The sequence below is a fragment of the Paenibacillus sp. Y951 genome, from assembly GCF_056786395.1.
This window is the reverse complement of sequence record NZ_JBXCIY010000009.1, coordinates 183,030-196,111: the sequence shown is the minus strand read 5'-3', so window position 1 is coordinate 196,111 and position 13,082 is coordinate 183,030. Positions and strand designations below refer to the sequence as shown.

The 13,082-nt window shown below is 39.1% G+C and carries 11 protein-coding genes; 2 read left to right on the top strand and 9 right to left on the bottom strand.

Annotated features, from left to right (window positions below):
- Nucleotides 1-84 precede the first annotated feature (84 nt).
- On the top strand, nucleotides 85-1,407 hold the full coding sequence (locus AC1TPB_RS14930; protein ID WP_482077229.1) for an MATE family efflux transporter: 1,323 nt from the start codon (nucleotides 85-87) through the stop codon (nucleotides 1,405-1,407).
- A 454-nt stretch (nucleotides 1,408-1,861) separates the two neighbouring features.
- Nucleotides 1,862-2,149: a CopG family antitoxin gene (locus AC1TPB_RS14925; protein WP_482077228.1), complete on the top strand. Its 288-nt coding sequence runs from the start codon at nucleotides 1,862-1,864 to the stop codon at nucleotides 2,147-2,149.
- A gap of 58 nt (nucleotides 2,150-2,207) precedes the next feature.
- On the opposite strand, the gene deoC is transcribed toward AC1TPB_RS14925, so the two are convergent.
- The 9 genes from deoC to AC1TPB_RS14880 form a co-directional block, all read right to left on the bottom strand.
- Nucleotides 2,208-2,888, bottom strand: a complete 681-nt coding sequence (gene deoC, locus AC1TPB_RS14920) for a deoxyribose-phosphate aldolase (protein WP_482077252.1) — start codon at nucleotides 2,886-2,888, stop codon at nucleotides 2,208-2,210.
- A 2-nt stretch (nucleotides 2,889-2,890) separates the two neighbouring features.
- A complete protein-coding gene (locus AC1TPB_RS14915; protein ID WP_482077227.1) occupies nucleotides 2,891-3,868 on the bottom strand; it encodes a diaminopimelate dehydrogenase in 978 nt (325 codons plus the stop codon).
- A 401-nt stretch (nucleotides 3,869-4,269) separates the two neighbouring features.
- Nucleotides 4,270-5,529, bottom strand: a complete 1,260-nt coding sequence (locus AC1TPB_RS14910; RefSeq protein ID WP_482077226.1) for a Glu/Leu/Phe/Val family dehydrogenase — start codon at nucleotides 5,527-5,529, stop codon at nucleotides 4,270-4,272.
- Nucleotides 5,530-6,113: 584 nt separating this feature from the next.
- Nucleotides 6,114-7,187 (bottom strand): ABC transporter substrate-binding protein, encoded by a 1,074-nt coding sequence (locus AC1TPB_RS14905; protein WP_482077225.1) that lies wholly within the window; start codon nucleotides 7,185-7,187, stop codon nucleotides 6,114-6,116.
- A complete protein-coding gene (locus AC1TPB_RS14900; RefSeq protein WP_482062009.1) occupies nucleotides 7,184-7,987 on the bottom strand; it encodes an ABC transporter permease in 804 nt (267 codons plus the stop codon). Before AC1TPB_RS14900 ends, AC1TPB_RS14905 begins: the two co-directional genes overlap by 4 nt.
- A complete protein-coding gene (locus AC1TPB_RS14895; RefSeq protein ID WP_482077224.1) occupies nucleotides 7,974-8,789 on the bottom strand; it encodes an ABC transporter permease in 816 nt (271 codons plus the stop codon). Before AC1TPB_RS14895 ends, AC1TPB_RS14900 begins: the two co-directional genes overlap by 14 nt.
- Nucleotides 8,779-9,927, bottom strand: a complete 1,149-nt coding sequence (locus AC1TPB_RS14890; RefSeq protein ID WP_482062007.1) for an ABC transporter ATP-binding protein — start codon at nucleotides 9,925-9,927, stop codon at nucleotides 8,779-8,781. Before AC1TPB_RS14890 ends, AC1TPB_RS14895 begins: the two co-directional genes overlap by 11 nt.
- A gap of 229 nt (nucleotides 9,928-10,156) precedes the next feature.
- Nucleotides 10,157-12,160, bottom strand: coding sequence for a YhgE/Pip family protein (locus AC1TPB_RS14885; RefSeq protein WP_482077223.1), 2,004 nt, complete (start codon nucleotides 12,158-12,160; stop codon nucleotides 10,157-10,159).
- Nucleotides 12,161-12,280: 120 nt separating this feature from the next.
- On the bottom strand, nucleotides 12,281-12,856 hold the full coding sequence (locus tag AC1TPB_RS14880) for a TetR/AcrR family transcriptional regulator (protein ID WP_482077222.1): 576 nt from the start codon (nucleotides 12,854-12,856) through the stop codon (nucleotides 12,281-12,283).
- Between the last annotated feature and the right edge of the window lie 226 nt (nucleotides 12,857-13,082).

Genomic DNA, 13,082 nt, shown 5'->3' with positions numbered 1-13,082 from the left:
CGAGATGATTCTATGTTCAAGATTAATGCCTATGTACAAAGAAATTTCCTATTCCTTATGAATAAATATTTCACAGGAAATTCAATGAACTACAAGCAGATCTTCGGCATTACGATTCCAATATTTGTAGATTCTGCCTTTATCGTATTAATTAGTATATTGAATACAGCAATGATCAGCTCTTCGGGTATCGCTGCCGTTAGTGCTGTTAGTGTTGTCGATTCATTGAATATGTTTATTATTAGTGTATTTATCGCAGTAGCTACAGGCGGTACAGTTATCGTTGCGCAATATAAGGGCAAGCGAGATGCTAAGCAAGCGTCTCTGGCCGCCTCACAAGCGATATCATCAGTTATCGTTATTTCTATTGTGATCAGTCTATTTGCGATTATATTTCATTCACCTATTCTAAATAGCCTTTTCGGTGGTGCAGATGCCGATGTATTAGCCAACGCTAAAATTTTCCTTATTGGCAGCTGTATTTCTTATCCATTTATCGCCATATATCAATCGATTGTCGGCGTATTAAGAGGTGTCGGTGATACGAAAGCTTCCTTGGGTCTATCATTAACTCTTAATCTTTCCTACTTTATCTTCAATATCATTCTTATTACATTACTCGATATGGGTGTGCTTGGGCTTGCGATTTCCTTAATTGTTGCTCGTGTATTAGGTGCGGCAGTATCGCTTATCTATTTGATTCGATTTAACCAGACACTACATATTAAGCTTCGAAGCATGTTTAAGATCCATATTTCATTATTGAAAAAAATAATGTATATCGGGTTACCCTTTGCTGCTGAACAACTGTTCTTTAATGGTGGAAAGCTGCTAACACAAACCTTTATTGTCCAGTTTGGTACACTAGCTATTACGGTCAATGCCATTAGTAATTCATTATCTATGCTGTTTCAAATTGGTGGTACCGCCTTAAGTGTAGCGATAGTTACCGTTGTTGGACAATGTATGGGACGGAAAGAAATTGGCGATGCCAGGAAATTTATTAAGTCGTTTATAGGCTTATCTAGTATTTTCTTCGTATTTATTACGATCATAATTTTATTACTGTTCCCGATGCTCGTAAATATTTATACGCCGCCTGAATCGATCATTCCAGATATTTACCAGCTTATTCTACTGTTATCTATTACTCAGCCATTGGTGTGGTCAATAAGTTTTATTTTACCATCTGCTTTACGAGCTGCTGGTGATTCTAAATTTACTTCAATTACTGCTCTGCTTTCAATGTGGTTATTCCGAATTATTCTCGGATATATATTAGGCGTTACTCTTAACTACGGATTGATCGGTGTATGGATCGCAATGGTTTCTGAATGGGCCGTGCGCGGGGTTATATTTTGGTGGAGGTTCCGAGGCGACAAGTGGTATAAGCATAAACTTATTTAAGAGGGGTAGTTCAAAACGTACGACTGTGATCACGATGTAACGCGCTGTTGCTTAGTTGGCGGCGAATATGCCCTCCATATAAAATTGAGATTGTTTAGATAACTATTGAGTGATGTATTACTCCGTTGTATAATGTATATACTATAGTATATACAGATTGGAGGGCCACTGTGTTTGAGGATGAACATGATCTTTTTATTTGGGACGATCACAATACCGAGCATATTGCGCGGCACGGCGTTTACCCTGACTAAGCCGAAGAGGCATTTTGGGATGATTACCGACTTCCATTTCATGCCCATAGTGGCCATCGAGGTCTTATTGGAGCAACGGAAGAAGGTCGACGTTTAGTTGTTATTTTCATCAAGAAGGAAGGCAACCGTATCCGGGTGATTACCGCTCGGAATGCTGTTGATCATGAGAAACGACTCTACAACAAAAGGAGGTCATCACTATGAAACAAATCACGTCCAAAGAAGAGATTCCTGCCAACATGAACGATGAGGATGCTGCCGATTTTTGGGCTACTCACGCGATGAGCAGTGAGTTCTTGGAAGCCTCTACAATCGAAGACGATTTACCGCGTCGTAACGGTCGCACAAAAACCATATCCATCCGCTTGGAACATGATTTACTCGATCGTATTCAAGAAGTCGCAGCGCAAAAACATATGGGATATCAGACGTTGATAAAGCAGTTTTTGATCGAACGCGTTTACGAGGAAGAAAAGTCAGCTCGCTAGTATTTCATACCAATATTTAAAAGCCGCAAATCGTACTTTGCGGCTTTTTTTCATTGAACTAGTAATCACTAGCTGTTGCTTCTGCTTTATTAACAATCGTTATACCTGCGCTAGCCCCGATTCGAGTGGCTCCAGCTTGAATCATCGCTACTGCTGTCTCATAATCACGAATACCACCAGAAGCTTTCACACCAACATGCTCACCTACAGTATGCCTCATTAGAGCAATATGCTCTGTTGTTGCACCGCCTGAGCTGAATCCGGTAGAAGTCTTCACATATCGAGCTCCTGCTTCTACAGCTAACTGACAAGCAATAGCGATTTCTTCGTTCGTAAGTAAACTCGTTTCTAGAATAACCTTCACAATTGCCTTATTACCTGTAGCATCTACAACAGCTTCAATATCCGATTTGACTGCACCTAAAAACTTACTTTTTAAGTAACCGACATTGAGCACCATATCAATTTCAGTTGCGCCGTCTGCTACAGCCTGCTGTGCTTCTAACGCCTTACTTGATGTTGCATTTGCTCCAAGCGGAAATCCTATTACCGTTGTAATACCTACATCGCTATCAGCATGTAGTTGCTCTGCTGCAAGCTTTACCCAGCATGGATGAATACATACTGTAGCAAAACGATATTGTTTGGCTTCTGCACATAATTGAATAATCGCTTGCTCAGTGGCATCAGCCTTAAGCAATGTATGATCAATATAAGCTGCTAATTGATTTCCGTTCATCATTACAATAACTCTTTACGTAATTCAGCTGCTGATTTTGGAGACAAGTATCCGAAAGGAATATCAAATACTGTTTTAGCACCTTTTTGTCCTTCTTGCGCCAGCTTGTAAGCTGCACGAGTGTAAGCGACAAGTACACTAGATGTGAACTCAGGATTACTTTCCAATTTCAAACCAAATTCCATAATTTGATTATTATTTTGACCTGTTTTACCGCTACGTAGTACAAGACCACCATGTGGCATAGCAGAGTGATTAGCTTTTAATTCTTCTTCGGTAATAAAATTAACGATTGTTTCGTAATCTGCGAAGTAGTTAGGCATGGAAACAATGTCTGCTTTAATTTGGTCAAGATTAGCGCCCTCTTCAGCTACAATGTAGCATTCACGAAGATGCTTCTCACGAGTAGTAAGCTCAGGGTTTTCACCATTACGCACACGTTGTACTGCTTTATCAGCAGGAATCGTGTACTGAACTCCATTCTTCACTCCTGCAACACGGCGAACCGCATCGGAGTGACCTTGGCTTACTCCTTTGCCCCAGAACGTATAACCATTACCTTCAGGCAAAATAGATTCAAACAACAATCTGTTCAAAGAGAATAATCCTGGGTCCCACCCCGTTGAAATTACCGCTACTTTTCCACCTTCATTAGCAGAAGCATTTACTTCATCGAAGTAAGCTGGAATTTTGGCATGAGTATCATAGCTGTCAACTACGTTGAACAATTTGGCAAATTGCGGTCCTTGTTCAGGAAGATCTGTTGCAGATCCTCCACATAGAATCATGACATCAATGTCATTAATAAACTTTGTTGTATCTTCGATCGAATATGCTTTTGTATTCGAAGAAATGGTTGCAGGATCTCTTCGCGTAAAAATTGCATCCAACTGCATATCCGGATTTTGCGCGATGGCTAATTCAACTCCACGGCCAAGATTGCCGTATCCTATAATTCCAACGCGAATCCGCTTAGTCATATTGAAAACTCACCCTTCTAATTATACTACCGAACGTTAACGCCTAATCACAGGCAATGTAACAAAACCCAGCAACGTGTACAACAAAAGTACACGAGCGCTCAATTACCCTAAACTTCAGAGCTAATCAAGGTCCGCTTTTTATACGGTGTCTTCCCAGAAAGACTCATTTCTGGTGGTGGCCGTTAGGCCATGTTAGTTTTGAACTTCCTCTTCCAATAACGGTTGAAAAAGCGGGCTTTCAGAACCGAGCAGGTGGAACGCTACTTGAGAAAGGCGGAAGCGCAAATGTACGTGTTTGGTACATGCGAACCGTACTTTCCAAGTTCGTTCCAGATGCGACGTCGAGTAACCCTCGAAGCTTAATCTTCGTTATCAAAGTCCGCTTTTTGAACTACCCTTTAGACCCAGCCTCTTGCTTCCATCGCTGCCGATATCCGCTTAATCGCAATCATGTAAGCAGCTTTACGAAGATTTACATTGTATTCTTTCGCCAAATCACGAACTGCTTTATAAGAGTTAATCATATTAACTTCTAGTTTTTCTAGTACTTCTTCTTCGCTCCAGTAATAATTCGCCAAGTTTTGCACCCACTCGAAGTAAGAAACCGTCACGCCACCTGCATTTGCAAGTACGTCTGGAATAACAATGATTCCTTTTTCTGTAAGCACGCGATCTGCTTCTGGAGTAGTTGGACCATTAGCTGCTTCAGCAACAATCGTTGCTTTAATCGAATCTGCATTAGCAGCAGTAATTACATTTTCAAGAGCTGCAGGAATAAGAACCGTTACATCAAGCTCAAGCAAATCACCGTTAGAGATGTGGAACTCTTTACCATAGTCAAGAATAGAAGCGTTATCTTTAAGCTCTCCAACTTTAGCAAGATCTAGTCCTTTAGGATCGTAAATACCACCTTTAGAATCACTTACCGCTACTACTTTACAACCAGCTTCATCAAGCAGACGAGCTGCAATACGGCCAGCATTACCGAAACCTTGAACAGCAACTGTAGCTTCACTAGCAGTTTTGCCCATATCTGCAAGCGATGCAAGAATTGTATATACACAACCTTGAGCAGTCGCTTCATTACGACCCTTTGAACCACCAAGAATTAGCGGTTTACCAGTAATTACACCTGGAGCGTTTGCACCAGTAAGCTTGCTGTACGTATCCATCATCCAACCCATAGTTTGAGCATTAGTGTAAACGTCTGGAGCAGGAATATCTTTGTGCGGACCAACGATAGAAACAATGGCTTCCATGAAACCACGGCTAATTCTTTCTAATTCATTTTTACTATGGTCACGAGGGTTACAAATAACTCCGCCTTTACCACCACCGTATGGTAGACCAACTACACCACATTTGAAACTCATCCACATGGAGAGTGCTTTTACTTCGTCCAATGTCACATCTGGATGGAAACGAATTCCACCTTTAGTAGGCCCGATCGCATCATTATGTTGAGCTCGGTATCCTTCAAATACACGAACAGAACCATCATCCATTTTTATAGGAAAGTTTACTGTAAGAACGCGCATAGGGCGCTTCAATACATTCGCAATATGTTCTGGCAAATTAAGTAATGCTGCCGCTGCATCAACTTGTTGTTGTGCTATCTCATAGGGATTTAGAGTTTCTTGAATAACTGATACTGTCATAATAGATCTGCCCCTTTATATTAGAATTCGATCACCTGATTGTGTCGTTTCTTATATCATACTCCTATATTTATGTTTTGGGAAGAAAAATGTGTGCATATAATGCAAACTTTTTTATAAATATTTACTTGTAAACTTTTCTTACGTCTTATGTAATTAATTATCATAAAAAACAATAAACTTCCTAGATTTCATCTATCTTTAACCTGTTTAGATGGAAAATCCAATGTGGAATTGCTATATTATATGGTTTCATGTTAGGTTTTTATCGTAATTAATGTCATTTATCGTTATTCCCCTCTTCATTAGGTGACCCGTCCTAATAAACCTATCCATCTGCTATATACAACGATGCTCTTTTTATCTCAACTTAAGATCATACTGTTCACATTTTGTTCAAATTCAATAACTCACCAAATTCTTCATGCAAATAGTGCAAACTTATAGAAACTAATTAATCAGCATACAAGAAAAGAACACTTCCCCGATTAGTATACAACTAATGTTAGGGGAGTGTTCTCTTCAGTTTGCATTTTGCTACGTATCATCAAGTCCAAAACAGCTGCCGTTTTGAACTTCCTCGCTTATTTGCGATGCATCTTGAACTCTAGAAACAGCTCATTATAATGACTCAACATCCTCGGTCCGAGATTTTTATAGACTTCTAACCGAGCAGTCAGCTCTTCATCGGGGTAAAAACGCTCATCGCCTGAAATCTCCTCATCCAATAGCTCAAGTGCCGCAAAGTTTGGCGTAGAGTATCCTACATATTCGGTATTTTGCGCCGCTACCTCTGGATCAAGCATAAAGTTAATAAATTGATGTGCGCCGTCAATATTACGAGCAGTCGAAGGAATAACGATGTTATCGAACCAGAGGTTTGATCCCTCATTAGGTACAATATAATCGAGTTCTTCATTGTCATCCATAATCTCACTAGCATCTCCAGACCATACTAACGCAACAGCAGCCTCTTCACCAGCCATCAACATCTTGATTTCATCGCCGACGATTGCTTTTACATTTGGCGTAAGTTGAGATAACTTCTTAAGGGCTTCTTGTAAATGAGCTTCATTCGTGTCATTCAAGGAATACCCCAATGAGTTCAACCCCATACCAATCACTTCGCGTGCACCGTCAAGTAGAAACACATTATTGCTCAACTCTTCAGCCCACAGATCGTCCCAGCTTTCAAACGTAATATCGCCTACGAGATTAGGATTATAAATAATCCCAACAGTACCCCAGAAATAGGGAATCGAATATTCGTTATCAGGGTCGAATGAAAGACCTAGGAAACGCGGGTCGATATATTGCAGATTAGGCAACTTACTATGATCGATCGGTTGAATCAAGCCTTCTGCCTTCATCTTATCGATAGCGTATTCCGATGGAATACTAATATCATAAGTCGTGCCACCTTGCTTAATCTTGGTCATCATCGCTTCATTCGAATCGAAGGTTTGATAGATCACTTTGATACCCGTTTCTGATTCAAAGCGTGTAATTAGTTCTGGATCGATGTAATCTCCCCAGTTATAAACCGTTAATGTATGTTCTCCAGAGTATCCTGCACTCTTATTCATATAATTAACGAGATAGATTAAGCCGAAGCAGACAATAAAAACGACTAGAAACATTCGTGCTATTTGTTTCATTGTTTTGCCCCCTTATCTTCTAATCGATTATTACGTTGGTTAATGAAGTAATATCCAATGACCAGTAATACCGTAAATAAGAATATAAGCGTGGACAGTGCATTAATCGAAAGCGATACCCCTTGTCTCGCACGAGAATAGATTTCTACCGCTAAAGTAGAATAACCGTTACCCGTTACGAAAAATGTTACCGCGAAGTCATCCATTGAATAGGTTAACGCCATAAAGAATCCTGCAAAAATACCCGACTTAATAAACGGCATAATAACACGCGCAATCACATGCCAAGTACTTGCCCCTAAGTCACGCGCTGCATCAATTAAGGAGTCATTCATTTCTTGCAACTTAGGCAGTACCATAATGACTACGATTGGAATACTGAAGGCAATATGAGATAACAATACGGAAACAAATCCAAGCTTCACACCTACAATAGTAAACAAAATTAAAAACGATGCCCCGATAATAACGTCAGGACTAACGATCAATACATTGTTAAGTGTAAGCAGCGTTTGCTTCGACTTGCTCCGCATAAAATGAATCGCGATCGCACCAAATACGCCGATAATCGTGGAAATAGCTGCTGATAACAACGCAATAATGAATGTATTCAGCACAATGATTAACAGACGTGTATCTTGCATGACCTCTTTGTAAAATTCTAATGTAAAGCCTTCAAATTCTGTCATCGTACCGCCAACATTAAAGGAATATACCATTAGATATACAATCGGAGCATACAGCACGATAAAGACAGCAATGAGATATATTCGAGAAAATTTCAATTTATCGTTTAACAAGATCTAGCCCCCGCTTTCTAAGGCCCATAAGCAACATGACAGCGACCATAATAATAATTAAAAATACTGCAATGGTTGCCCCCATGCCCCAATCCTGCGTCACTAGGAAATGCTGTTCAATAGCGGTACCAAGTGTAATTACTCGATTTCCCGCGATTAAACGAGTTAGCATGAACAGTGACAATGCTGGAATAAATACTGCAATGCAACCAGCTTTAACTCCATCTATTGTCAGCGGGAAAATAACCTTACGGAATGTCCCCATCGAAGAGGCGCCTAAATCTCGCGCTGCATAAATAAGCGATGGATTCATTTTTTCTAGTGCATTGAAGATCGGCAAAATCATAAACGGAATAAAGATATATACTGAGACAAATACAAAGCTGAAATCCGTAAATAGTATTTGACGATTACCTATACCAACCGTCTCGAGAAAAGCATTAACAACGCCGTACGTACCAAATATCCCGATAAATGCGTACGCTTTAAGCAATAAATTAATCCAGCTAGGTAATATGATTAACAATAACCATAATGACTTATGCTTCGTTTTCGTCAATAAATATGCCGTAGGATACGCTATCGCTAATGAAATAATTGTAATGAGCAAGGCGTACCAAAATGAACTTAATGTCATTTTCATATAGACTGGTGTGAAAAACTTCTTATAGTTATCGAATGTGAATGCCCCTTCAACATTGAAGAAAGAGTAATACACAATAAGCACAATCGGTGCTATTACAAATAAAACGATCCATAGCATGTACGGAACTAGATATATATTACGTGCTTTAGTTTCCATGATTCATCTCCTTACTCGGAGATGCTAACTCCTTATGATCAACTTCACTATCTTCATAAGATTCCAGTCGTTTATCAAATTCTTCCTCTGTCTCACCAAGTCGCATTACATGAATCGCTTCCGGCTCGAAGTATAGACCAATACGTTCCCCTACTGTTGCTTTTCGAGTACTATGTACTAGCCATTCATTATTGTTGTCGTCATAGCAACAAATTTCATAATGAACACCTCGGAACAACTGAGAATCTACACGAGCATGTAACTGACTACGATCCAGGCCGACAATCTCAACGTCTTCAGGACGGATAACAATATCGACTGTTTCATTGACGCTCAACCCTTGGTCCACACATGAATGTACTTTACCAGATATTTCGACTTCGAAATCTTTGATCATTTTCCCCTTCACAATATTCGATTCCCCGATAAAATCAGCAACAAAACGATTGATCGGTTCATCGTAAATATCGATAGGTGTGCCTGATTGTTGAATAATCCCTTCGTTGAGCACAAAAATTTCATCCGACATCGCTAACGCTTCTTCTTGGTCATGTGTAACAAAGATGAAGGTAATGCCTAATCTACGCTGCAACTCTCTTAACTCATATTGCATTTCTGTTCTAAGCTTAAGATCTAATGCAGATAATGGTTCGTCTAACAACAAAATCTGTGGTTCGTTTACTATGGCACGAGCAATCGCAACACGTTGACGTTGACCACCAGACATTTCTGTAATTTCACGATTTTCATAGCCTACCAAGTTAACAAATTTCAAAGCTTCTGCCACTTTTTCCTTGATAACTGCTTCCTTCATTTTTTTGATCCGTAGACCAAATGCCACATTTTCAAACACATTTAGATGAGGAAATAAAGCGTAATCCTGAAACACTGTATTCACTTGACGCTCATTGGCTGGCAAGTTATTAATTACTTTTCCATTGAAATAAATATTTCCTTGAGTAGGCGCTGTGAACCCCGCAATTAAGCGAAGAATAGTCGTTTTACCACAGCCCGAAGGACCTAGCAACGTATAAAACTTACCACGCTCGATTTCAAAGCTGACATTTTTCAGAACGGCTGGATCACGTTCAGCATATTGTTTTGAAACACCTTCAAAACGAATAATCGTTTGTTCCATTTCTTTGACTCCTTTAACTTTGCAATTAAGGTGATTATACATGATAATGAACTTCTTGTGTTCATTATTAGACAGCTACGTTCTTTATTTACTTAATTTCTACATAATTCATCAAAAGCATGTATCGAATCAACAAACTCTTATCTATTTTTCACATTAAATGGTACAAGCTCGCAAAAAACCTCATCTCGAGCAGTAAGTACTGCCCGAGATGAGGCGCTTCAATAATCTATTCAGTTATTGTTTGAAATTTCTTTTTGAAGCTTACCTTCATATAAATGTAGCTTAATAATGAACAACCAATCATTAATGCTAATAACGGCCACACACTACTCCAGAATATGCCCATATCGCCACTTGAAATAGCTTGTTTGAATCCCGTTACCGTATATGTCATTGGTAAGAATGGATTAATGGCTTGTAACCAATTCGGTACAAGTTCAATCGGGAATGTACCAGCTGAACTAGTTAATTGAAGTATGAGCAAGACGATTGCAATAAATCTTCCGACATTATCCATCGTCACACATAATAATTGAATTAACATCATATAAGTCAAACTTGTAATAATCGTGAATAAGAAGAATGCTCCAAGATTTACTACCTCTAAATTAAGAATCGGTAAAATAGATAGCCCAAGAATAATAGCTTGAATAATCGATATTAACCCAACAACAGCTGTTTTTCCAGCATACCAGCTTCTACCGCTATGCGGTTTCAATGATGGCTCTCTCATAGAATATACGACAGTAAGCAACATACATCCAACATATAAGCCAAGTGAGATAAAGTAAGGAGCAAATCCTGTACCATAGTTAGGTACATTAGAATAACTACTTGTCGTTAATACGACAGGCTCAACGAATTGATCCTTCATCTGCTCAGTTAATGTAAGATTAAGTGACTCTCCATTAGCATCACCTAATTTTGTTGCAAGTTCATTCGCTCCTTCATCGAGCGTAGTTAAACCAGTAACTAATTCCTTATTACCTGTAACCAATTCCTTACTACCAGATACAAATTTATCACTAGAACCTTTAAGTGACTGCAAACCTTTTGCTAATTCGGAAGATCCTTCTGATGCAGAAGTGATTCCTCCAGCCAATTGATTGGCCCCTTGCTTAGCATCAGTAAATTTCGTAACCAATTGATTTGACCCAGCGGACAAGCTACTCAATCCATTAACAACTTGCGAGGATCCAGTTATTAATTGACTCTCACCTTCCTCTTGTGCCAACAAACCATTAACCAATTGTTCACTACCCGCAATTAATTGTTGGAATGACTCGCTAGCAGCTAATTCACTATTTTCGCTTGCTAACTGCTGTAAACCTGCTTGTACTTGCATCGCACCTTGCTTCAACGATGTTGTTCCTTCACTAATATTATTAAGTCCCGTATCTAAGCTTGCATATTGCTTGGCTAGCTGAGAAATACCACCATCCAAGTCTTTTGCACCTTCAGCTAATTGAGACATGCCGCTATTAAGATTCGTACCACCAGCTTGTAAAGTAGCAAGGCCACCTGATAATTGCGTTCCAGCAGTATTTAATTGAGCAGCACCAGTCTGTAATTCAATCAAACCATCCGCTAAAGTCTGTTGACCATCAAGCAATTTAGTAGCACCAGTCTTAGCAGAATCTGTACCGTCCGCTATTTTATGTGCTCCTTCACTTGCTGCTTGCATACCTTCAAGCGATTCTCCTATCTGATCGTAGATAGAAGAAACATATGTTTTGGATATTTGTTGATTAAGCAATGTTGTCATCTGAGCTGCGGCTGTACCGCCAATCTGACCTGCTAAAAAGTTATATCCTTCATTCGGTGTATAGATCAATTGTGCCTGTTCAGGATTATCACCTGCTAGTGATACCGCTTGTTCTGAAAACTTTTGAGGAATTTCAATCATAATATAGTAGTAATTATCTTTCAGTCCTGTAACTGCTTCTTGCTTACTTACAAATTCATAATTAAAATCTCCCGACTCTTTCAATTGATCGACAAACTCATCACCAATTGTCATTTGCTCTCCATTATATTCTACTCCAGCATCTTCATTCACAATCGCTACTGGAATTTTGTCTAGCTTAACATAAGGGTCCCAAAATGCTCCTAAAAATAGTGCGGAATATAATAATGGGATCAACATTACCGCTATTACTGGTATGACAACTTTTTTGTTCCGAACAATACTATTTAGCTCTGAACCGATTTGACTTCCTCTTGACATCATTCGTCCACCTCTACCTTTTTCGTCTGTGCTGCTCTTGCTATACATACTGCTCTATACGCTCTTTCGTCCAAATGACCACTTCCCTCAATTGGTCATTTTGTTTCAAAAGAAAAGGCTTCTCTATGAGATAGCCAAGCCCTTCTCCAAGTAAAACCGTAAATGTTGAGCAATTTCCTGCTTCTGCAATTTCTCATGTTTTGCACTCCACTCGACAGCAAGGGCGGTATATAAGCGAAGCATAACAAATGCGGTCATTTGCGTATCGCAAGCTTTAATTTCTTGACGCTCGATCGCGCGCTCGATTTTCGCTGCAATATGCTCAATGATAACCTGCTCCATCTGCGCTAACGCTTCATTGGCCATTGGCGTACCAATTTCTCTTACTTCCTGTGTTAATTTCAATGCCAATTCATGATCTTTGCGGAATTCCAATAATTCATTCAATGCCTCTGTTAAATTATCAAAAAATGAACGTTCATTACTAATTACTTTTTCAGCAACAAATTTCATTTCTAACAATAATTTATTCATTACCTCTTGAAACAATTGCTCCTTATTAGCAAAAAACGTATAGATCGTACCTTTACCAACATTAGCAATTTTGGCTACTTGTTCCATTGTCGTTCCTTTGTAGCCAAATAAAGAAAATGACTTTGAAGCGGCATCTACAATTAATGATCGCCTATCAATGGACAAGTTATCACCTCCGAATTAATGAGTTACAATAACGTAATATGCTGTCTATTTGTTGACTTAGTAGACTAATGACTGAATGATCACTAGACCGAATGACCGAATAACTATATTGGTCAACCGGTATTATTATATATTGTATTTCATTTTTTTTCAATGCTTTTCATAATCTTTGTTCATTATTTTCTAACAGCAGTTGCACATTGGCACTTATGCATGAATAACGATA

Coding starts and splice junctions, on each gene's coding strand:
- AC1TPB_RS14915 (WP_482077227.1), bottom strand. CDS start 3,868: ATGACTAAGCGGATTCGCGTTGGAATTATAGGATACGGCAATCTTGGC.
- AC1TPB_RS14895 (WP_482077224.1), bottom strand. CDS start 8,789: ATGGAAACTAAAGCACGTAATATATATCTAGTTCCGTACATGCTATGG.
- AC1TPB_RS14925 (WP_482077228.1), top strand. CDS start 1,862: ATGAAACAAATCACGTCCAAAGAAGAGATTCCTGCCAACATGAACGAT.
- AC1TPB_RS14885 (WP_482077223.1), bottom strand. CDS start 12,160: ATGATGTCAAGAGGAAGTCAAATCGGTTCAGAGCTAAATAGTATTGTT.
- AC1TPB_RS14910 (WP_482077226.1), bottom strand. CDS start 5,529: ATGACAGTATCAGTTATTCAAGAAACTCTAAATCCCTATGAGATAGCA.
- AC1TPB_RS14905 (WP_482077225.1), bottom strand. CDS start 7,187: ATGAAACAAATAGCACGAATGTTTCTAGTCGTTTTTATTGTCTGCTTC.
- AC1TPB_RS14890 (WP_482062007.1), bottom strand. CDS start 9,927: ATGGAACAAACGATTATTCGTTTTGAAGGTGTTTCAAAACAATATGCT.
- AC1TPB_RS14930 (WP_482077229.1), top strand. CDS start 85: ATGAACTACAAGCAGATCTTCGGCATTACGATTCCAATATTTGTAGAT.
- deoC (WP_482077252.1), bottom strand. CDS start 2,888: ATGAACGGAAATCAATTAGCAGCTTATATTGATCATACATTGCTTAAG.